At 71.5% G+C, this 22164-nt stretch carries 10 protein-coding genes; 5 read left to right on the top strand and 5 right to left on the bottom strand.

Features of this window, described 5'->3' with window-relative positions; genetic code table 11:
- Positions 1-49: 49 nt before the first annotated feature.
- Positions 50-433: a holo-ACP synthase AcpS gene (gene acpS / locus FK268_RS18385; protein ID WP_146436702.1), complete on the bottom strand. Its 384-nt coding sequence runs from the start codon at positions 431-433 to the stop codon at positions 50-52.
- Positions 434-451: 18 nt separating this feature from the next.
- The gene (locus FK268_RS18380; protein ID WP_146436700.1) at positions 452-9739 is read right to left on the bottom strand and encodes a type I polyketide synthase; all 9288 of its coding nucleotides are present in this window, start codon (positions 9737-9739) and stop codon (positions 452-454) included.
- 308 nt (positions 9740-10047) lie between these two features.
- Between FK268_RS18380 and FK268_RS18375 the strand changes: the two genes are divergently transcribed.
- Positions 10048-10857, top strand: coding sequence for an NAD-dependent deacylase (locus tag FK268_RS18375; protein ID WP_146436698.1), 810 nt, complete (start codon positions 10048-10050; stop codon positions 10855-10857).
- Here FK268_RS18375 and FK268_RS18370 read toward each other — a convergent pair.
- Positions 10832-12070, bottom strand: coding sequence for a hypothetical protein (locus tag FK268_RS18370; protein WP_146436696.1), 1239 nt, complete (start codon positions 12068-12070; stop codon positions 10832-10834). The genes FK268_RS18375 and FK268_RS18370 overlap by 26 nt on opposite strands.
- 169 nt (positions 12071-12239) lie before the next feature.
- On the opposite strand from FK268_RS18370, the gene FK268_RS18365 reads away from it, so the two are divergent.
- The 3 genes from FK268_RS18365 to FK268_RS18355 all read left to right on the top strand — a co-directional run bounded on the left by FK268_RS18365 (position 12240) and on the right by FK268_RS18355 (position 14086).
- A complete protein-coding gene (locus FK268_RS18365) occupies positions 12240-12620 on the top strand; it encodes a hypothetical protein (RefSeq protein ID WP_146436694.1) in 381 nt (126 codons plus the stop codon).
- A 22-nt stretch (positions 12621-12642) separates the two neighbouring features.
- Positions 12643-13209 (top strand): DUF3558 domain-containing protein, encoded by a 567-nt coding sequence (locus FK268_RS18360; protein ID WP_231707141.1) that lies wholly within the window; start codon positions 12643-12645, stop codon positions 13207-13209.
- Between the two features lie 70 nt (positions 13210-13279).
- A complete protein-coding gene (locus FK268_RS18355; protein WP_438696003.1) occupies positions 13280-14086 on the top strand; it encodes a shikimate 5-dehydrogenase in 807 nt (268 codons plus the stop codon).
- Between the two features lie 21 nt (positions 14087-14107).
- On the opposite strand, the gene FK268_RS18350 is transcribed toward FK268_RS18355, so the two are convergent.
- Complete coding sequence (locus tag FK268_RS18350; RefSeq protein ID WP_146436690.1) at positions 14108-18325, bottom strand: PDDEXK-like endonuclease domain-containing protein; 4218 nt, start codon at positions 18323-18325, stop codon at positions 14108-14110.
- Between the two features lie 109 nt (positions 18326-18434).
- The gene (locus FK268_RS18345) at positions 18435-20252 is read right to left on the bottom strand and encodes a DEAD/DEAH box helicase (protein WP_231707140.1); all 1818 of its coding nucleotides are present in this window, start codon (positions 20250-20252) and stop codon (positions 18435-18437) included.
- A 106-nt stretch (positions 20253-20358) separates the two neighbouring features.
- On the opposite strand from FK268_RS18345, the gene FK268_RS18340 reads away from it, so the two are divergent.
- Complete coding sequence (locus FK268_RS18340; protein ID WP_146436688.1) at positions 20359-22137, top strand: AMP-dependent synthetase/ligase; 1779 nt, start codon at positions 20359-20361, stop codon at positions 22135-22137.
- The last annotated feature ends 27 nt before the right edge of the window (positions 22138-22164 follow it).

The raw sequence follows: 22164 nt of genomic DNA, 5'->3' as shown, positions 1-22164 counted from the left end.
GGCTCAATCCTCTGCCCGACTGCAGTCCGCTGCCGGACCGTCGTGCTCTTTACGTTCTCTCGATCACCGCGAACGCCGCCGCGGTGTCACCGTCGTGGGTGAGTGACACATGGATCGTCGCACCCGGGCCCAGGTCGTCCGCGATACGGCCGTACACCCGTATCGCGGGCCTCCCCCAGGCATCGGAGACGACCTCCACCTCCCGCGCGCCGACCTCCTTCTCGGCCGGCCGCTGGGCGTAGAAGCCGGACGAGAAGGCCTTGAAGACGGCCTCCTTGGCCGCCCACCTGGCGGCCAAGGAGCGGACGTCGCCCGCGGCGTCCCGTCGTTCGGCGGGACTGAACGACGAGAGCATCGTGGTCCCGGGCTGCGCGAGTTGCTCCGCGAACCCGGGCACGTGCACCACGTCGATCCCGACTCCCACCACGGCCATGGCGGGAAGCCTATCCGGCTACCGGCATCCGTCGGCGCAGTACGTGCCGTCGGGTCCCAGCCGCTCGCTCTCGTCGAGCAGCAGGGCCGCCTCGTTCCGGTCCGTGACCTCCGACGAGACGTCGGCACCGAAGCGCCGTCCGGCCGGCGGCTTGCGGTACAGGTCCGAGCGGCCGCACATGGCGGAGAGCACCGCGCGCCGACCCGCGACCTCGCGCTCGCGCGCCGTCGCCAGGTACTCGGCCCGCGCCGCCTCGTCGAGCGAGGCCAGGAAGGCGTCCCGGTGAACGACCGCGATGAGGCCCGAGACGTGGCCGAATCCCAGCGAGGTGAGCAGGCCCGCCTTCGGCCGGAAGCTCTTGTCGAAACGGTGCGTCTCGCGCAGCCACACCAGGTGCGGGTACTTGCGCATCTCGTCGTCCACGCAGTCCAGGCTGCGGTTCGGCGGGACCACCTGCTCGTTGAGCATCTGGCACATGCCGATCAGCTGGAAGGCGGCGGCGCCGCCCTTCGCGTGGCCGGTGAGCGACTTCTGCGAGACCACGAACATCGGGGCGCCCTCGGAGCGGCCGATCGACGCGGCGATCCGCTCGTGCAGGTTCGCCTCGTTCGGGTCGTTCGCGTTGGTCGACGTGTCGTGCTTGCTGATGATCGAGACGTCGTCCGCCGAGACGCCCAGCTGCCGCAGGCTGCGCGCCATCGGGGCCTCCGGGCCGCCGGCGGCCACGGACAGCGCGCCCATGCCCGGCGCCGGGATCGAGGTGTGCACACCGTCGCCGAAGCTCTGCGCCCACGCCACCACGCCGAGGACGGGCAGGCCCATCTTCGCCGCAATGTCGCCGCGGGCCAGCAGCACCGTGCCGCCGCCGTTGGACTCGACGAAGCCGCCGCGCCGACGGTCGTTGGCGCGTGAGAAGCGGCGGGGGCTGATGCCCTTGGCCAGCATCTTCTCGCTGTCCGCGGTGGCCTGCATCATGCCGAAGCCGGTGATGCCCTCGATCGAGAGGTCGTCGAAGCCGCCCGTGACCGCGAACAGGGCCTTGCCGACCTTGATCTTGTCGACGCCCTCTTCGACGGAGACCGCCGCCGTGGCGCACGCCGCGACCGGGTGGATCATCGCGCCGTAGCTGCCCACGTAGCTCTGCACCACGTGCGCGGCCACGACGTTCGGCAGGGCCTCCTGCAGGATGTCGTTCTGGTTCGGCTCACCCAGCAGGGTGTTGATGAACAGGTCGCGCATCGAGCTCATGCCGCCCATGCCCGTGCCCTGTGTGTTCGCCACGTGCGACGGGTGCACGTACTCCATCAGCTCGGCCGGCTCGAAGCCCGCGGAGATGAAGGCGTCGACGGTGGCGACCAGGTTCCAGATCGCGAGCCGGTCGACCGACTCGACCATCTCCGGCGTGATGCCCCAGTGCGTCGGGTCGAAACCGTCCGGCACCTGTCCGCCCACGCTGCGCAGCAGCTTGGTGCGGCGCGGCACCCGGATCTCCGTGCCCGCCTTGCGGGTGACGTTCCACTCGCCGGACTCCATCGGCACCGCGCGGGTGTTCTCCGGATCGGCGTCCACGAAGGCCCGGGCCTCCGCCTCGTTCGCCACCACGAAGGACATGTCCTCCGGCAGGAACACCGAGACCAGCAGCGGCGCCGTCTGATCGACGATGTCGCCGTCGTTGCTGAACTCGCGGATGCCGCAGCGCTCCACGACCGCGTCGTGGTACTTGTCGGCCAGCTCGGCCTCGGGCACCAGCTCACCGGACTCGGCGTCGTACCAGCCCGGCTCGGGGTCCTGTTCCCAGGTGATCATGCCGGTCACCCACGCCAGCTCGGCGACGCCGGCCGCCGAGAGCTTCTCGTCGACCTCCATCTCGAACCGGGTGCGCGAGCTGCCGTACGGGCCGACCTCGCCGGCGCCGACGATGACGACCATGTCCTCGGGCCGGGCCTCGATCGAGCCCCAGTCGGGATCGCCCAGGGTCGCGACCGGGGCACCCGGCAGGGCCGCGATGGTGCCCTCGTCGTCGCCCTCCGCCGCCTCCGCGAGACGGGCCTCCATGGCCTGCTCTGCGAGGGCCTTCATATCGAGATTGACGCCGCCCAGGCCGCCGGTGAGATCGTCGAACAGCGGTGCCGTCGCGGCCCGCTCCCGCGCCTCGGCGCTCGCGTTGGCGAGCAGCTTGTCGGCCATCTCGAACGTCGACCAGGTGCGCACGCCGGCCGCCTCGACGGCCTCGACCAGCGGGTCGTTGCCGCCCATGAGGCCCGTGCCGCGGACCCAGCCGATGATGGCGTGGGCCAGGGTGACGCGCTCCGACCAGGACTTCTCGGCGTTCCAGCGGGTGACGAGCGCATCGAGCGAGGCCTTCGACTCGCCGTACGCTCCGTCGCCGCCGAACATGCCGCGGTTGGGCGAACCCGGGAGCACGACGTGCAGCCGCGAGGCCAGATCGACGTCCTTGCCGATGGACGCCAGGCCGGCGATGAGCCGCTCCACCGACCACAACAGGATCTTCATCTCGAGCTCGGCGCGCGGGCCGGCGTCGGACATGTCACCCGAGACCCTGGGCGCCGCGAACGGGAAGAGCATGGTCGGGACCAGCGCCTCCTTGTGCACCACCGTGTAGGGGCCGACCGTCTCGGCCTGGCGCTCCCCGATCCACGCGGTCAGTGCGTCGACATCGGCGTAGCTCGCCATGTTGGCGGGCACCACCCACAGCGCCGCATCGGTGCGGGCGCTGGTGCGGTACAGCTCCTTGAAGAAGTTGAGGCGCTTCTCGTCGAGGCGGCTCGTGGTGGCGATGACGGTCGCGCCGCCGGCCAGCAGCCGCGCGGCGACGGCACCGGCGATCGAGCCGGCCGATGCGCCCGTGACCACGGCCACCTCGCCGGCGTAGACGCCCGGCTCGGGGGTCGACTCCGCGAGTCCGGAGAGGAAGGCGTACGCACGAGCGTGCTCCGGCCGTCCGGCCGCGGTGGCCTTCTTCTCCCACCACTTGGCCTGGCTGACCAGTGCCGGGCCGGCACCCTTCGCGGTCTCCAGGATGTGCTTGCTGTAGGTCGGGAAGGTCGACGGATCCATGTTCCACACGCGGAGCAGGTCCTCGCGGGCACTGGCCCAGCGGTCGTCCAGGAGGACGGCCTTGTTCGCGTCGAAGGCCGGCGCGACGGCGCTGGTCCAGTCGTCACCCAGCTCGGTGGCGATCAGCGCGGCGAGCCGCTCCGACTCGTCGTCGAGCGCGGGCAGGCCGCTCTCCTGCTTCTCGAGCCCCAGCTTCTGCAGGAGCACGCGGGCCGACGCGGCGAGCGCGCCGTCCTCGCCCGTGATGGCGGAGGTGAACTCGGCGAGCGCCGCGGCGTCGACGGTCGCGCCGCCGCCCCCGCCGCCGGCAGAAGGCTTGCCCACGGGCACGCCCTGCGCGGCGCCGACCTCGGCCACCGCGCGGTCGATCAGCGCGTCGAGCGCGGCCGCGTTGGACACCGGACCGTCCAGCAGCGTCGCGAGATCGCCGCCGCGGACCGAGGCGCCCTCACGGGTGCCGGTGGCCAGCGCCAGCACGGTGTGCTGCGCCCAGCCCGGGCCCAGCTCCCACGTGCCGGTCACGTACTCGGTGATGTAGTTGGGGCGCTTGCCGGTGGAGCCGAGCAGCTTGCGCAACTGGTTGCCGACGGTCTCCGACAGCACGGGGCCGAGCGGCTTGTAGGTGCGCGCCAGCTTGGTGACGGTGGTCGCCAGCGTCGGCAGGTCGGCCTCCGCGGCACCGTCGATGGCGCCCAGGTTGAGCTCCGAGCCCAGGTCGAGCAGCAGCTGGTTGCGGCGCGAGCTCACGCCGTCGCACAGGGTCTCGATGGTGTCGGTCTTCTCCAGCTGATCCGGACGCATCTTGGTCCAGATCGCGATCATGGCGCGCGTGGCGTCCGCGGCGTCGAAGCCGAGGTCGGCCGGGCGCGGGCCACCCGACGGCGCGGTCGCCACCGGGGCGGCGGTCGGAGCCGCGGCGACGGGAGCCGCGGCGGGCGCCGCATCCTCGGCCGCGTCGGCACCGTCGTCCTCCGGGGTGTCCTCGTCAGTCGCGAAGACCTTGGCCGCATCGCGCTCGGCGTTGAGCACGGTCGCGGCGGCGCGCTGGTACGAGGCCAGGGCCAGCGTGCGGCTGGCGAGATTCGCGAGCGTCGGGGCGGACGCGAGGCCCACCTCGATGAAGCGCTCCACGCCGAGGCCACCGTGATCGGTGTCGATGAGCAGCTGATCCTGCGTCTCGATCCACCGGACGGGGCTCGCGAACTGCCATGCCAGCAGCTCGATGAGCAGCGTGCGCGCCGTCTGCATCGGGTGCGCGGCGGCGCGCTCCCAGTCGGCGACGAGCTCGCGCACCGGCTCGCTCGGCACCACGTCGAGGATGGACAGCGCGAAGTCGGCCGTCAGCTCGAAGGGGCGGGCGACGAGGTTCGGCAGGTACTTGCCGACCAGCTTGGTGTAGTCGAACTCGGCGGGCACCAGCTCCTGCAGGCGCGCCGCGAACTCGGGCACGCCGTCGCGCAGCACCGACGAGTGGAACGGGATGTCGATGCCGGGCACCAGCTGGAATGCCTTCGGGCTGCCGGTGCGCTCGGCGATCGCCTTCTCCAGCGCGGCCAGGCCGGCGGCGTTGCCGACCACCACGTACTGCGCGCCACGCAGGTTGAGGTTCACGATCTCGGCGAACTCGTCGGCACCCTCGAGGTTGCCCTCGACCCAGTTGGTGAGCTCGGCGTCGTCGACGTCGAAGAGCTCGGGGCGCAGCGCCGCCATGGAGTAGGGGCTGCGGCCGTCCTCGTCGCGGGGCACCAGCTGCTGCATGATGCGGCCGCGGTGGAAGACGGTCTCGAGGATGGTGCCGAGCGGCAGGACGCCGGCCGAGGCCAGCGCGTTGTACTCGCCGACGGAGTGACCCGCGATGATCGGATCGTCCACGCGGGCACCGATCTCGGTGAGCTCGGCCAGCTGCGCGCACGCCACGGTCGCCATCGCGACCTGGGTGAACTCGGTCAGGTACAGCACACCGTCGGGATGGCTGTAGACCGTACCGTTCGCCCGGATCGACAGCGGGTTGTCGCGGACCACCGCGAGGATGGAGAAGCCGAGGTTCTCGCGGGTGTGCGCGTCGGCGGCGTCCCAGACCTCGCGGGCGGCCTTGCTGCGCGAGCGCTGGCTCAGGCCCATGCCCTTGCCCTGGATGCCCTGGCCGGGGAAGACGTACGCGGTGACGGCCGGGAAGGCCACGGCCGAGGCGGCCATCACCAGGTCGTCGCCGACCCGCGCGGTGATCTCGAGCAGCTCGCCGCCGCGGTCGATGCCGACGCGCTCGACGGTGAACTGCACCTCGTCGCCCGGGAGGACCATGCCCAGGAAGCGGGTGGTCCAGCCACGGATCTTGCGGTGCATCACGTCGCCGTTGGAGGCGGAGGCGACCTGCTGCGCGGCGGCCGAGAGCCACATGCCGTGCACGATCGGGCCGGGCAGACCGGCCAGGCTGGCGGCGACCTGCGAGGTGTGGATCGGGTTGTGATCGCCCGAGACGGCGGCGAAGCCGCTCATGTCCTGCGGGGCGTTCACGACGGCCTGGCGGAGCCGCTTGCGCGGGGTCTCGGTGGCGGTCTCGCCGCGCGCGCCGCCCGCGGGCTGCGGGTCGGCCAGCTCGGCGTCGCCGGTGCGGCCGCGGATCGCGAAGCGCTCGGTCATGACGACGGCGGGGGCGTCGGCGCCCGGGGAGCGGACGTCGATGCCGACGGTGACGACGGTGCCGATATCGGTGGCGGTCACGTCCTCGAGGCGCGCGGTGGCGCGGTAGGCGCCCGGCGTCGGGTTGGTGGCCAGCTCGATCGCGTGGTCCAGGTGGACCAGGTCGAGCATGCCCTCGACGACGGGGCGTCCCTCGGCCGTGGTGGCGGCGCCGACCACGGCGAACGAGGCCGGCCAGCACAGGCCGACGAAGGCGTCCGGCACGGCGAGCTGCTCGTCGCCGTACAGGGCCGACAGACCCACGGGGAGGCTGTCCGCGGTGATGGCCGCGTGGTCGGCGGCGTCCTCGGCGCGGAACTCGAAGTCGATGGTCGCGGCACCGTCCGCCACCTGCGGAAGGTCGCCGGCGGCGGCCAGGGCCACGAGCTTGGACATGGCCGTGCTGGCCTCGCCGAGCTCGATGACGGGGACGCCACCGTCGGCGCAGCTGTCCGGAACCTGGATCGGGATCACGAGATCGGTGCCCGACACGGGGATCTCGAGGACGACGGCGTTCGGGCCGGTCACGGACAGGCGTGCGCCGGTGCCGGAGTGCAGGGCCGAGTCGCCGTCGACGGTCCAGGTGCTGCCGGCACCGAGACGGGCGATGGGGCTGTGCACGAGACGGCCGGCCCAGAGGATGTTGGTCGCGGCGAGGGCCCGCGCCAGCGGCACGGACTCGACGTCCGGCACGACGCGACGGCCGGCGACGGCCTGCGGGGAATCGCCCGCGCCGAGGCGACGGCGCACCAGTTCGGCCTCGAAGCGGTTCAGCAGGTCGCCGACGGGCTCGTCGACGCGGGTGATGCCGGCGACGGCCTCCGGGCCGGGGATGATGCACACCTCGTCGGCGGAGTAGCGCGGCGAGTGCGCCTGCCACAGCGAGTCGGAGCGCCACCAGCGGCGGACGTCCTTGTCGACGACGGGGACGAAGTTGACCGGCTTGCCGGGGGTGCGGCACAGCGAGACGAAGAAGGGCACGTCCGCGGGGTGCAGTCGGGTCGACGAGGCCTCCGGGTAGCGCTGCAGCAGCCGGTCGAGGGCGGCGTAGGCGTCGTCGGTGGCGGCCACGTCCGCGAACGCGGTCTCGATCGGGCCGCGGTCCTCCTCGGCGAGGCGGGCCTCGGCGCGGTGCAGCATCGACAGGAAGCGGTCCTGGTGCGTGATGTCGAGCCAGCCGTAGTCGCCGAAGCGGTTCGGATCGGCGGTGGCGACCTGCTCGCGGGTGCCGACCGACAGCTCGAGGTAGCGCTCGAGCCACTGGGCGTAGGTCATCGCGTCGGCGTCGCCGAAGTATGGCTTGGCGGTACCGGCCATCGCGGCGATGATCTCGTCGCGGCGCTCGGCGACGGCGTCGGCGTCGCCCGCGACCTCGTCGAGCAGGCGGCCGCACGCGGACGCGGTGTTGTCGATCTCGTGGATGTCGGCGCCGAGCTGGCTGCGGCCCGAGGCCATGCCGCCACCCGCGTGGCCCGCACCGATCCAGTCGGGGGTGCCGGGGATCTCGGCGAGGAGGCGCTTGACGTCGTCGGAGGTGGTGGCCTCCAGGGTCGCCATGGCCGCGGTGCCGACGAGGATGCCGTCGACCGGCATCGCGGGGGCACCGTACTTGCGCGACCACTCGCCGGACAGGTACTCGGCCGCCAGCTCGGGCGTGCCGATGCCGCCGCCGACGGCGAGCACGACGTTGTTGCGGTCGCGCAGCTCGGCGTAGGTCACGAGCAGCAGCTCGTCGAGGTCCTCCCAGGAGTGGTGGCCGCCGGCCTTGCCGCCCTCGACGTGCACGATCACCGGGTACTGCGGTACCTCGGCGGCGATGCGCGCCACCTGGCGGATCTGCTCGACGGTGCCGGGCTTGAAGGCGACGTGGCGCATGCCGGCCTCGGTGAGCTCCTCGACGAGGGCCGTGGCCTCCTCCAGCTCGGGGATGCCGGCGGTGATGATGACGCCGTCGAGCGGGGCGCCGGCCGCACGCGCCTTCTGCACGATCCGCTTGCCGCCGAGCTGCAGCTTCCACAGGTAAGGGTCGAGGAAGAGCGAGTTGAACTGGGCGGCGCGACCGGGCTCGAGGAGGTCGGTGAGCTTGGCGATGTTGTCCGCGAAGATCGGCTCGGTGACCTGGCCGCCGCCGGCGAGCTCGGCCCAGTGGCCGGCGTTCGCGGCCGCGGCGACGATGCCGGGATCGACCGTCGTCGGGGTCATGCCGGCGAGCAGGATGGGGCTGCGACCGGTGAGCTCGGTGAAGCGGGTGGACAGCACGGTGCGGCCGTCCGGGAGGGAGACGAGGCGGGGCGAGAACTCCGACCAGGCCAGCGGCAGCTCGGGGACGCCGCCGGGCGAGAAGAGGTTGCGCGCACCGCGCAGGGTGGTGGCGGGCACGAGACCCACGCCGCGACCACGAGCGGGCGCGGCGGAGAGCTTGGTGGCGATGTCCTCCGGGCCGAGGTCGATCAGCCAGCGGGCGCCCTTGGCGATCGCGCCCTCGACGTCGGCGACCCAGTCGACCTGCTCGACGAGCACGGCCGCGGCGAGGCGGCCGGCGACCTCGGCGTCGAGGCCGCAGCGCTCGGCCCACTCGGTGACCAGGGCGACGCCCTCGGCGAGCGCCGGGTGATGGAAGCCGATGTCGACCGCGACGTCCTCGAACTTCGGGGCGAAGGCGGCGCCGCCGGTGAGCTTCTCCTTGCGCTGCTCCTCCTCGGCCTCGGCGACCGACTCGCAGAACTCGCGGAAGCCCGCGAGCAGCTTGGGGGTGCCGGTGAGCACGAAGGAGTTGCGGTTGTTGCGGACCGCGAGGACCGGGCCGCAGGCGTCGAAGGCGACGGTGGCGGTGAAGTCCGCGAGCTGCGACTCCAGCTTGTCCTGACGGACGCCGGTGACCGCCATCATCGGGGTGGCGCCGCCGAGAGCGACGAGGCCCTTGCGGCGGGCGACGACACGCCCCGCGGCGCCGATGAGGCGCGCGATCGCGAGCAGATCACCCTCGTTGCCACGGGAGGCGAAGGCGGAGACGGCGAGTTGGCCCTGGGAGTGGCCGATGGCGGCCACGGGCGGCACGTCCCACGGGTCGAGCCCCTGGGCCTCCAGCCCGTACAGGGCGACGAGCTGCGCGAACAGCACGCCGGGCACGGAGAACACGGCGCCCTCGACCTGGGGCGCGAGCAGCCGGCGCGACGCGGGTGCGGCGGCCTGACCCGCATCCTCGGCCTCGTCGTCGGTGGTCTCGGCCTCGGAGGCGGCGATCGACGCATCGCGCCAGCGCATCGGGTCGAAGGTCAGCGCCTGCGCGCGCAGCAGTTCGGCGCGGACGGGCTCGAGCACGCTGTCGGCGCGCGCGACGAAGCCGTCGAAGAGTTCGCGGTACTCGGGATCATCGGCGAGACCGGTCTGCTCGAGGAGCGAGACGAGACCCGGCAGCCACGGGCCGCCCTGCCCGCCGAAGGTGAGTGCGTACTGCTCCCCTGCTGCCAACCTGTCCACCAGTGCGTCGTTGTTCCGCGGTCCCTTCGCGGTGCGTGCATTCGCGGTGACGAAGTCGTCGACAGTCATGAATCTCCCTCGGATCAGCTCGCTGCGCGCCGCATGACGGCACGTCCGCGGCAGGCCCGCGGAAAACCCGTATTCCATGAGACCACAGGATTGGCACTACCTCTGACGTGCGAAGATGTAACCAGTGGGTATACCGGCGAGTAGCTTGGGCATATCGATTCACGGGTGTATCCGAATGCCGATACACCCATGAATCCACGCAGGTCTGGGAGCGCGTGACGGCGATCACCGATGTTTCCCGCGAGTAGCAGTTGTTATCGAATCGTTACCTTTCCGATCGCCCCGTCGGGCCTCGGTAGGCTGAGCCGATGCAGCCCGGAACGCACCCCTCCGACCGGTCCGATGTACCCGTCGAGGTGGTGGAGCAGGTGCGCTCCGCCGAGTCGGTCGCGGTGCTCACCGGCGCGGGGATGAGCCGGGAATCCGGCATCTCCACCTTCCGCGAGGCGCAGACCGGCCTGTGGGAGCAGTACGACCCCGAGGCCATCGCCTCCGTCGACGGCTGGAACCGCGATCACGAACTCGTCTGGGGCTGGTACCAGTGGCGCGCGCACGTCGCGCGGCAGTCCGATCCGAACGCGGGGCACCTCGCCCTCGCCGAACTGGCCGCGAACCGGACGGTCTCGATCGTCACGCAGAACGTCGACGACCTGCACGAGCGCGCGGGTTCCCGCGTCCTCTCGCACCTGCACGGCAGCCTGTTCGAGCCGCGGTGCGAGCACTGCGGGGCCCGGTACGACGGGGCCGACGCCTTCCTTCCCGACGATGCCGACGTCTCGCCGCAGCTCCGCGCGACCCCGCCGACGTGCATGCAGTGCCTCTCCCGCGTCCGCCCCGGCATCGTCTGGTTCGGCGAAGCGCTGCCTTTGGACGCGTGGAGCCGCGCCGAGGCGGCGGTATTGATGGCCGACGTGGTGCTCGTGATCGGCACGTCGGGCATCGTCTATCCCGCGGCACGTCTCCCCGAGACCGCGCTCGCCGCCGGCATCCCGGTGATCGAGATCAACCCCGAGATCACGCCGCTCAGCGATTCCGCCTCGTACCACTGGCGGGGCACCGCCGCCACGACGCTGCCCGCGCTCGTCGCCGCCGTCAGCGTGGGCGCGGCGCGGCCTTAGCCGGCGGTGGGGCCGTTCGCGGAGCGTCCGGCGGACCGTCGGGCTTCCACTGACCGATCACCCCAGGCCCCACGAGCGGGAGATCACCGACCAGCTCCTCCCCGTTCTGCCGATCGATGAGGTACGCCGGAACACGGTGGCGGCCGTTCCCTTGCCCGCGTTGTCCGCCCGCCCCGGCGGCGGGCGCACCGAAGGGCCCCGACGGGCGCGCCCCGCTGCTCGTGGCACCGGCGCCGGACGGCGCGGGCGTCGATCGGGCGACAGCGGTCTCCTGCCGCATCCCCAGCGGCGAGGCGACCTGACCCGCACCTCCGCGCACGCCGCTCACGCCCGCGCCCCGGCCGCCCGCGCCGACGGGGACCGACGCAGCCGGCGAGAGCAACGACGTGGGCTGCTCGACATCGGCCGCCGGGTCGTCGTCGGACCGGTCATAGCCCGTCGGATCGCCCGACGGGGTGTCGTTCCCCCCACCCGCCGACGAGTCCGTACCGGTCCCGGTGCCGCTCGATCCCGTTCCGGTGCCCGGGTCGGTGCCGGCCTGCTGTGCGGACGCGGCGCCGGTAGCCGCGTCGTCGGCCGTCGTGCCGGTCGCGCGGGTGTCATCAGAGGTCGTCGCGTCGGAGGTCGTCGCATCGGGCTCCGCCGTCGCGTCCCCGGCGCCGGCGTCACCCCCGCCCGAGCCGTCGCCGGTCCCGCCTCCCGGCGGGTTGTACTCCACCGGGGCGCTGTCGGGGGCCTTGTCACCCCACTGCTGCCAGGGCCTGAAGTCGTAGCGGACCTTGGCCACTTCCGCGCCGAGAGGCATCGTGCTCGCATCCGCACGCACCGGCACCGTGTACATCGACCGGAGTTCCGCCGCGACCCTGGCCCCGACGCGGTCGTTGCTCCGACTCCCGCGCTCAGAGTAGTCAGCGAGGTCGCTGAATCGCTGGTTCGTCGTGTACGCCGTCCTGGAGAGGCCGGTGAGCTGCTTGACGGTCCGCCCGAACTCCAGCCCCAACTCGGCCGACGACCGGACGAAACGGCCGGCCTGAAGGTAGCTCTCCTCCGCCGCCTCCCCCGTCCACTTCGGCGCGATCACGCCGATGTCGCGCTCCAGCTCGGCGATGCTCAACACGTGCGTCGCCCCGGTCTGTCCGACGGCGCGCGCATCCGCCTCGACTCCCCCGCCCGAGATCGCCCGTGCGAGCGCACGGATCTCCGCTGCGGACATCCCGCTGACATCCGTGCTGCCGACCTCGCGAAAACCGCTCATACCCATTGGACGCACCAGGCCGCCGTCCGGTTCCCTCGGATCACGGCCCGCTGGGAACCGATCGCCGAGCTGATGCGTCCAATTCATAGGGACGCCTGCGGACGACGTCCATGGGAAGGGCACGCGCATGGCTGACGAGGACCTCGACCGGATGATGGCGCTGGCCCGCGTGGCGATCCAGGATCGCCCGAACATGGTCTCCGACGGCAACCCGCAGGAGCAACTCGCCCGTGCCTTCGAACGTCATGCGAATCGAGTCGATAGCGCAGCGTATAGCCTTCGTGAGGTTGGTCAGCAGAACAACCTCGGTCCGACGGTCGAGGGCGAGGCCGCCACCCACAACATCCGCCTCGGCGCATACGAACACGACCGTTCGCTGTACAACTCGATGCGGGCTCAGGCCGCCGACGCCCGCGCGATCGCGGACGCGCTCCGCGACATCGGGCGGCAACTCCTGCGCACCGAGGGCACCAGCGAAGCCGAGATCCGCCGCCTGATCGGCGGTTGAGGTGCGGCGCATCCTGCCTCTCGTGACGGGGCTCCTGCTCGTGGCTAGTTGCGCGTCCCAGATCCCGGGCGAGGCATCGTCCCCGCTCAGATCGCCGCGCACATCGGTCAAGCCCCTCCCGTTCACCCCGACGATCCAGGGTCGGACCAACGACCGCACCGACGGCACCACGTTCGAGCCCTGCAGTGCGTACACCGATGCCGAACTCCAAGCGCTGGGCATCAACCCAGCTACCCGCGGCGACGCCGCCCAGATCGACTACCCCAACTACCGCGGTTGCCGCTGGCGGGCCAACGACTACACCGCAGCCCGCGGCGGCGGCGAATACTCGCAGATCGTCGGCCGCGAAATGACGCTGCCCGAGTACAAGAAGTACATGAGCTCGATGCCCTGGCAGCCTGACAGGGTGGTGCACGGTCGCCCCCTCGCCGTCGCTATCGAGAACGACTATTGCGTCGCCAACTTCGCCTCCGAATTCGCCATCGTCACCACCATCGTTGCATCGTCGAAGCCCTCCCCCGGCAACGTGGCGGAATGCGACCGCGCCATCGCGTTCGCCTCCCTCGCCATCACCAAAGCCCCGGAATGACACCGATCATGCCGCCGACGGTGCAGCGCGCCCCGGGACTAACCTCGACGGGGTGAACGATTCGATCGCGATGCCGGACCGCGACACCGTGCTCTGCATGTCGCTGTCCGGCCGGCCCAGCAGCATCGGCACCCGGTTCCACAACTACCTGTACCGCGAGCTGGGGCTGAACTACATCTACAAGGCCTTCAGCACGACCGACCTCCCCGCGGCGATCGGCGGCGTCCGAGCGCTCGGGATCCGGGGCTGCGCGATCTCGATGCCCTTCAAGGAGGCCGTCATCGACCTGGCCGACGTGATGGAACCGTCGGCGACGGCCATCGACTCGGTGAACACGATCGTCAACGAGGACGGTGTGCTGCACGCCCACAACACCGACTACGCCGCTGTCGCATCGCTCCTGCGCTCGCACGGCGTCGATCCGGCATCGCCCGTCGCGGTGCGCGGTTCGGGCGGGATGGCGAAGGCCGTCGTGGCCGCGCTCCGCGATCACGGCTGCACCGACGTCACCGTCGTCGCGCGGAACGCGGAGACCGGCTCCGCGCTCGCGGGGCTCTACGGCTTCCGCCACGCGAGCGCGCCGCCCGACGCCTCGCGGGTCCTGGTCAACGCGACGCCGGTCGGCATGGAGGGCGGCCCCGCGGCCGACGACCTCTCCTTCCCCGCGCCGCTGATCGACGCGGCGGACACCGTCTTCGACGTGGTCGCGATGCCGCCCGAGACCCCGCTGATCCGTGCGGGGCGTGCCGCCGGGGCGAGGGTCATCACCGGCGCCGAGGTCATCGCGCTGCAGGCCGCGGAGCAATTCGTGCTGTACACGGGTGTGCGTCCGGATCCCGACCTGGTGCGCCGCGCTTCGGAGTACTCCCGCTCCTGACCATCCGCGGCGCTGCCCTCGCTACTCCGTGTCGATGTCGAGCCCGACGGGTTCCCACACCTCCACGGACCCGTCGGAGGCGCGCTCACCGACGGTGAGCGCGCGCTGCAGGGTCAGCGGGTGCACGCCGCGGCGGTCCAGCGCCTTCACCACGACCGCCATCGCGGCGTCGGGGTCCGTGGCGTAGACCGACTCGCGGACGCGGACGAACTCCCAGCCGCACCGTCGCAGCTCCCGTTCCCGCTCGATGTCGGACCGGGCCTGCTCGGGCGTCGACGCGAAATCCGCACTGTCGCACTCGACCGCGAGCTTGCCCTGCTCTCCGGTGACCACGAGGTCGATGGCGCGGTTGTTCACCACGACCTTCGGGTTGACGTGGTAGCCCATGTCGCGCAGCCGTGCGAAGACCTGCTGCTCGAAGAGGTTGTCGAAGGGCTCGACGCGACGGTCCGCCGGCACGTCCACCGGCATCGGTTGCGCCACCTCGACATCGGCGCGGGTGACGTAGCGCAGCAACGACGCCCGCAGATCGGCGCTCTTGAGGTCGGACTCGTCGACCGAGGTGAACAGCCACATCTGATCCCGCGCCCGGGACGCGGCCACGTTGAAGCGGCGCTGGAAGTCGCGGCCGGTCAGGGCGCGGAAGCGGTAGTCCGGTGCGACGACCATGGACAGCATCATCACGTCCCGCTCGTCGCCCTGGAAATCGGGCGGCGTGCCCACGCGCAGGCGGCGGGCGTCCCATTCGTCGGGGTCGATCGATTCGCGCAGGCGCCGGTAGAGCTCGTCGACCTGGCCCTGGCCCTGCAGCGCGATGACGCCGAAGGTGCGCCCGGCGTACAGCGGGTCGGCGAAGCACCGCACCAGCTGGTCGACGATGGCCTGCGCCTCCGTCGGGTTGCTGATCCGGGCGCCCTCGCCCACGACCTTCGCCTTCGGCACGTGCGTCACGCGGAGCGGGACGGGGCGGTCGGCGCCGTAGTGCCGCACCGGGATCAGCGGGGCGTCGCTGTAGAACTGGCGCGAGGAGAAGTCGATGATCTCCGGCATGCACCGGAAGTGCTCGCGCAGCCGGACGGTGTGCCCGAACCGCGTGCGGAGCAACGTGAACAGGCTGGAGCGCGGCGTGAGCGAGTCCCGCAGATACGGCGGGATGTCGGGCAGCTGCGCATCGAGCCGGGCGAAGACGTCGTCGAGGTTGACGCCGGTGAACGACGAGGGCGCGCACTGGTTCTCGTCGCCCACGACGATCACGCGCGGCGCGAGCCAGAGCAGGAAGGAGCTCGTGATGTCGGCCTGGCTGGCCTCGTCGACGATCACCACGTCGAAGGCGTTGCGCTCCGGCGAGATCGACGCGACGACCTGCGAGATCGGCATGATCCAGGCGGGGACGGCGGACTGCGCCTGGCGCATGGCCTCGCGCGCCGCGACGCGGAACCGCTCCGCGTGCCGGCCGGAGCCGCGTCCGATCGAGGCGACGTGATCGCGATAGGCGTGCAGCGCCTGGATCTCGTCGAAGGTCATGCGGCGCAGGCACTGCCGCCACGCGCTCGCCGTCGCGATGCGGGTGGTGTAGTGCGCGACGTCCTGCTCGGCGGCCTGCAGATCGGCCTCGAGCTGGGCGTCGTCGCCGGGGTGCACGCGCGAGGCGGCCCAGGAGACCGCCCGGCGCCACGACCAGGCGGCGGCCAGCTCGGGCACCCGCACGTCCCACACGGGGTCGTCCGCGGTGCGGGCGACGAGGTCGAAGAGAGCGGGCGCCTTGGTGCGCAGGCGCAGCGCGAGCAGATCGAGCGCGCCACGGTCGTCCCGGTCGGCACGGGCCGCGTCCCAGGCACGACGGGCGTCGCGGATCGGTCCGTACCGGTACTGGCGCAGCGCGGCGACGAGGGCGTCACCCTCGGGTGAGGGCCCGCGCTCGACGATCTCCTGGACCTGGACCCGCACGGCGTCCAGCCTGCTGTGCGCGTCCCGGGCACCGGCCGCCGCGGAGATCGCGATCACCTGGCGGGCGGTGCTGTCTGTCTCGGCGAGGTCCTTGGGGCGCGGCGCGTGCTCGGAGAGGGCCTGCATCGCTTCGACCAGGCGGTCCCGCTCCGCCACGAGCCGCACGACGGTGCGCGCCCGCAGGAGTTGGTCGGCCGCCTGGCTGAGCCGCTCGCTGCGGCTGCGGGTGGACGTCCGTCCCGACGGGTCGGTGGCGGGCGCCTCCAGCCCGAGGGCGCGCAGCACGTCGCCCACGCGGCCGATGACGTCCTCCACCTTGAGGTGCTGGGAGGCGGCCCGCAGATGCGCCTTGTCGGCGCCCTCGACACCGTCGACGACGATGCCGAGGCCGGTCTCCTCGAACTGCTTCTGCTCGGGCTTGCGGAACCGCTTGCGCGGCTCGTTGCCCATCGCGAGGTAGCGCGCGTAGTCGTCGATCGCGGCGCGATCGTTCGCATCCGGGGTGTCGCTGAGCTCGACCACGACGCCCTCGAGCTCGCCGTCGGCGTTGCGTGCGGTGGCGATCTGCTCCTCGAGCCCGGTCAGCCGCGTCGCGAGGTGGGCCCGGTCGCCGATGAGCATGTCCTCGGCGAGCAGCTGCGCCGACGGCGGGTACCTGCGCACCCGATCGACGAGCTCGTGGATCAGGTCCGCCCGGGCGCGGATCACCGTCAGCCGGTCGGCGTCGACGCCGCCGAGGACGTGCGTCAGGGCGCCGCTCTCGGCTCCGGCGAGCGGCGAATCGGCGAGGGTCGCGCAGAGCGACTCGAGGTCGTCCGCGTCGGGGATCTCGGACAGGTCCGGCAGGTTGTGGGCCAGACGACGGGAGAACAGCTCGTCGTTGCGGCGGAGCAGCGCGATGAGCCGGTCGAACTCGCGGGTGTCGAGCGGCGGTACGGCGCCGTCGACCGGCCCCGGCAGCCAGGAGTACTTGTCGGCGTCCCGTCGGACCTGGGCCACGATCTCGGCGGGCTTGCCCGAGTAGGCGGAGGCCACCCAGTCGGAGTCCTCGCTCTCGGCGGTGCGCAGCGACCAGACCTGGCGGACGAGTTCCTCGCGCCGCTCGACGGCCCGGTCCCGCTTGGCGCGCAGGTCGCGGATCTCGGCGTCGGCGAGGGCCTCGGAATAGGTGGACTTGCGCGTGGCGATCTCGGTGACGGACGCCGCGAGCGAGGCGGAGCCGTCCTTGGTGACGTCGGTGACGGAGACGACGAGCTGGCGCACGTCGGGCGGCAGCTTCTCCTCGAGCACGGCGAGGGCCTGGGCCTTCTCCGAGACGACGAGGACCCGCTGCCCCTTGGCCAGGAGCGCGGCGAGCAGGTTCGCGATGGTGTGCGTCTTGCCGGTGCCGGGCGGCCCCTCCACGACGACGCCGGAATCGGCGCCCATGTGCGCGAGGATGTCCCGCTGCTCGACGTTCGAGGGCAGTACGTAGTAGGCCTCGTCGAGCAGCTCGAGCGGGCTCATCGCGCCGTCCGCGGCGAGCTGCCGGATCCGCTCGTCGGAACTGACGGCCTCGACCAACTGCGCCAACCCGATCGGCACGTCCCGGTCGGGATCGGCGACGTCGGCCTTCATGGCGTCGTAGAACCCGAGGAGCGGCGCGGAGCCGCGGGTGCGCAGCAGGAGCGCGGGCGCGAACTCGATGTGCGCCGCCCCGCCCTCGGTGGCGGCGCCGAGCCACTTCTCCGTGAACGCCTGGCACGCGGGGTCGAGCACGGTGCGCGCGTTCTCCCGCAGCGCGGTCTGCAGCTCGGCGGAGCCGGACAGATCGAACGACGGGAGGCCGGCGAGCAGCAGCGAGTCCTCGACGCGGGGAACGGAGTCGCGCGGGAGCACGACCGTCAGCCGCTTGCCCCGACGATCGCGTTCGAGCAGCACCGGCTGCGTCAGCAGGTGCGCCCGGATGGCGGTGTCGCCGTCGCGGGCGGTGAGCAGCCCCGAGGCCAGCACCAGCTCGACCGATTCGGGGTGATCGGCCAACTCGTCGAAGATCCGGAGGAGCCGCGCGTGCGGCGAGTCCGGGGCGTCGTCGCGCGGCACCGTGAAGATCGTGGCGCCCGGCTTCGCGTCGGCATCCCAGCTGTCCGTCAGCGCGCCCTCGCCGGTCAGCGGGAGCACGGCGAGGTGGTCATCGAGATCCCGCGCCACGACCGAGCGCGACCGGATCAGCTCGTCCAGGTACTGGAGCAGACGAACGACGCGATCCCGACGGCCACCGGGGCCGTCGCCCTGGTCACCGGCGGCGGTCATGCGCTCCTCGAGTCTCTCGGGTCGGCTGCAACCGACAGTCGGCGCGCCCGGTTCGAGCTACACCTTGACTAAAGGTTAATACATCTGTCAGCGAACACCGACCGGGTCGTCAACGCTTGCGACCCGCCCGGAACCGCGACTTACCCGCGCTGGGCCTGCCCGACGGTGCGCCGGGGTCGAGTTCCAGGTTGATCAGCTGGCCGGAGATCCGGGTGCGCTCGAGCGCGTCGAAGACGTCACGTCCCAGGTCGTCGGGCAGTTCGACGATGCTGTGGTCGGGCCGGATGCTGATGTGCCCGAAGTCGCTGCGGCGCAGTCCGCCCTCGTTGGCGATGGCGCCCACGATCTGCGACGGGGTGGCGTGCTGCCGCTTCCCGACCGCGATCCGGTACGGCACCATCGGCCGCCCCGTCTTGCGGTGGGTCGACGGTTCACGATCGCGATCCCGGTCACGGTCCCGGCCGCGCGCGGGGCGCGAGTCCCGGTCGCCGAAGTCCCGGTCCTTGCGGTCGCGCGCATTGCGCTCGCGCTCGGGCGGGTCGGGCTTGAGCAGGAACGAGGCACCGTCGCGCGACTGCAGGGCGAGCGCAGCGGCCACGTCGACCAGCGGCACGTCGTTGGCGCCCACGTAGTCCTCGATGAGGCGGCGGAACAGCTGCAGGTGGTCGTTGGTGAGGTTCTCTGTGATCGACTCGCCGAACTTCTCCACGCGGTGCGCGTTGACGTCCTCCACCGATGGCAGGCCGATCTCGGTGAGCGGCTGCCGGGTGGCCTTCTCGATCGCGCGCAGCAGGTGCCGCTCGCGGGGCGTCACGAACAGCAGCGCGTCGCCCTTGCGGCCGGCGCGGCCCGTGCGGCCGATGCGGTGCACGTAGGACTCGGTGTCGTGCGGGATGTCGTAGTTCACGACGTGGCTGATCCGCTCCACGTCGAGGCCGCGGGCCGCGACGTCGGTGGCCACGAGGATGTCGATCTTGCCGTCCTTGAGCTGGCCGATCGTGCGCTCGCGCTGCGCCTGCACGATGTCGCCGTTGATCGCGGCGGCCGCGTGCCCGCGGGCGCGCAGTTTCTCGGCGAGCTCCTCGGTGGCCGACTTCGTGCGGACGAAGATGATCATCCCGTCGAACTCCTCCACCTCGAGGAGGCGGGTGAGCGCGTCCAGCTTGCGCTGGTGGGCCACCTGCAGGTAGCGCTGCGTGATGTTCGACGCGGTGGCCGTCTTCGCCTTGACGGTGACCTCGACCGGGTCGTGCAGGTACTTCTTGGAGATCTTGCGGATCGCCGGCGGCATCGTGGCCGAGAACAGCGCGACCTGCTTGAACTCCGGGGTGTCGGCGAGGATCCGCTCGACGTCCTCCTGGAAGCCCATGGTGAGCATCTCGTCGGCCTCGTCGAGCACCAGGAACTCGAGGTTCGACAGGTCGAGCGTGCCCTTCGCGAGATGGTCGATCACGCGGCCGGGGGTACCGACGATGATCTGGGCGCCGCGGCGCAGCCCGCTCAGCTGCACGCCGTAGCTCTGGCCGCCGTAGATGGGCAGCACCGTGATGTCGGGCATGTGCACGGCGTACTTGCCGAAGGCCTCGGAGACCTGCAGCGCCAGTTCGCGCGTGGGCGCGAGCACCAGCGCCTGCGGCTTGCGGCTCGCACCGTCGATCTTCGACAGCACCGGCACGGCGAACGCGGCGGTCTTGCCGGTGCCGGTCTGCGCGAGGCCCACGACGTCGCTGCCGGAGAGCAGCGGCGGGATGGTCGCGGCCTGGATCGGCGACGGGTTCTCGTAGCCGACCTCGGCGAGTGCGCGCAGGACGCGCTCATCGATACCGAGGTCGAGGAAGGTCACGGGTTCGGCTTCGTTCTCCGGAGCCTGCGCGTCGTTGACGACGGCGGCGGGGGCGGTGCTCTCAGCACCGAATTCATCAGACATTGTTTCCCCAGCATATGCGGTATCCGTCGCGCACGCGAAACACTATCGGATTCGGACATCCTCCGATAGGTTGTGGGCATTCCACTATCTGTATGAGGAGATGAAGTTGCGCATCGAGTCCACGGAACCGACCCGGACCCACGCACCGTCCGACAACCTGACCACCCGGGTCCGCGAGCTGGCCGCGTCGGCACCGTCGACGGAACTGTTCCTGCGCCCGTCCGGTTCCGGTTGGTCACCCGTGACCGCCGCGCAGTTCAACGAGCAGATCACGGCCGTCGGCAAGGGCCTGATCGCCCGCGGGGTCGAAGCGGGCACCCGCATCGCGATCATGAGCCCGACGCGCTACGAGTGGGCCCTCCTGGACTACGCCAACTGGTCCGTCGGCGGTTCGACGGTGGCGGTCTACGAGTCGAACTCGGCCGCGCAGGTCGAGCACATCCTCACCGACTCCGCGTCGATCGCGCTCATCACGGACTCGCGCGCGACCGCCGACCGAATCGCCGAGGGCGTGCCCGCGGGCACGCAGGTGTGGGTGATCGACGAGGGCCTCGTCGACGCCCTCGTGGCCGACGGTGCCGGTGTCACGGACGAGGATTACCTCGCCCGCGCGACCGCCGTCGAGGCCGCAGCGGAGGCGACCCTGGTCTACACGTCGGGCACCACGGGCAAGCCGAAGGGCGTGGTGCTCACGCACGACAACCTGCTCAGCGAGTACGACGCCATCCACGAGGGCCTCGACACGATGGCCGGGAAGAACGCCAGCACGGTGATGTTCCTGCCACTGGCCCATATCTTCGCCCGCGCGATCTCGGTGGCCGCGGTGCAGCACTCGATCCGCGTCGCCCACACGGCCGACCTGTCGAACCTGACCGGGCTGTTCGGCGAGCTCAAGCCGACGTACATCCTCAGCGTGCCCCGGGTCTTCGAGAAGGTCTACAACACGATGAGCGCCAAGGCCGAGGAGGGCGGCAAGGGCAAGATCTTCAACGCCGCCGTCGAGACGGCGATCGAGTTCAGCAAGGCCCAGGAGACCGGCGGCGCGGGACTCGTGCTCAAGCTCAAGCACGCCCTCTTCGACAAGCTCGTCTTCTCGAAGCTCCGCGAGGCGCTCGGCGGCAACTGCACCTGTGCCGTCTCGGGCGGCGCCCCGCTCGGCGCGCGCCTCGGCCACTTCTTCCGCGGTGCCGGCGTGACCGTCTACGAGGGCTACGGCCTCTCCGAGACCAGCGCCGCCATCACCTGCAACACCCCCACCGAGCAGCGGGTCGGCACCGTCGGACGGCCCGTCCCCGGCAATGAGGTGGCGATCGCCGAGGACGGCGAGATCCTGCTCCGCGGCCCGGTCGTCTTCGGCGGCTACTGGGGCCTGCCCGAGGCCACTGCCGATGCTCTCCGGGACGGCTGGTTCCACACCGGCGATCTCGGTTCCCTGGACGCCGACGGCTACCTGTCGATCACGGGCCGCAAGAAGGAGATCCTGGTGACCGCGGCGGGCAAGAACATCGCGCCGGCGCAGACCGAGGACGCGCTGCGCCAGCATCCGCTCGTCTCGCAGGCCATGCTCCTCGGCGACAAGCAGCCCTTCGTCGGCGCGCTGATCACCCTCGACCAGGAGGCCCTGCCGGGGTGGCTCTCGGCGCACGGCCTGCCCGCCGGGATGACGCTCGAGGAGGCGGCGACGAACGAGACCCTGCTCGCCGAGATCGGTTCCGCGGTGGCCACCGCGAACTCGCTGGTCTCCAAGGCCGAGCAGGTGAAGAAGTGGAGTGTGCTGGCCACGGACTTCACCATCGAGGGCGGCGAGCTCACCCCGACGCTCAAGGTCAAGCGCAACATCGTCATGGACAAGTACGCCGACGACGTGGCCGCGATCTACGCCTGAGCCACTCCCCCACGGAGAACGCCGCCC

It is taken from the genome of Tsukamurella sputi, assembly GCF_007858445.1.
Taxonomy (GTDB): Bacteria; Actinomycetota; Actinomycetes; order Mycobacteriales; family Mycobacteriaceae; genus Tsukamurella; species Tsukamurella sputi.
Note: the sequence above shows the minus strand (reverse complement) of the source record. Positions and strands in the feature narration are given on the sequence as shown.

Excerpts from the sequence above, each read along its gene's own strand:
- FK268_RS18355 (WP_438696003.1), top strand. The coding sequence starts at position 13,280 with ATGCCGGACCGCGACACCGTGCTCTGCATGTCGCTGTCCGGCCGGCCC.
- FK268_RS18380 (WP_146436700.1), bottom strand. The coding sequence starts at position 9,739 with ATGACTGTCGACGACTTCGTCACCGCGAATGCACGCACCGCGAAGGGA.
- acpS (WP_146436702.1), bottom strand. The coding sequence starts at position 433 with ATGGCCGTGGTGGGAGTCGGGATCGACGTGGTGCACGTGCCCGGGTTC.
- FK268_RS18350 (WP_146436690.1), bottom strand. The coding sequence starts at position 18,325 with ATGACCGCCGCCGGTGACCAGGGCGACGGCCCCGGTGGCCGTCGGGAT.
- FK268_RS18365 (WP_146436694.1), top strand. The coding sequence starts at position 12,240 with ATGGCTGACGAGGACCTCGACCGGATGATGGCGCTGGCCCGCGTGGCG.
- FK268_RS18345 (WP_231707140.1), bottom strand. The coding sequence starts at position 20,252 with ATGTCTGATGAATTCGGTGCTGAGAGCACCGCCCCCGCCGCCGTCGTC.
- FK268_RS18375 (WP_146436698.1), top strand. The coding sequence starts at position 10,048 with ATGCAGCCCGGAACGCACCCCTCCGACCGGTCCGATGTACCCGTCGAG.
- FK268_RS18370 (WP_146436696.1), bottom strand. The coding sequence starts at position 12,070 with ATGTCCGCAGCGGAGATCCGTGCGCTCGCACGGGCGATCTCGGGCGGG.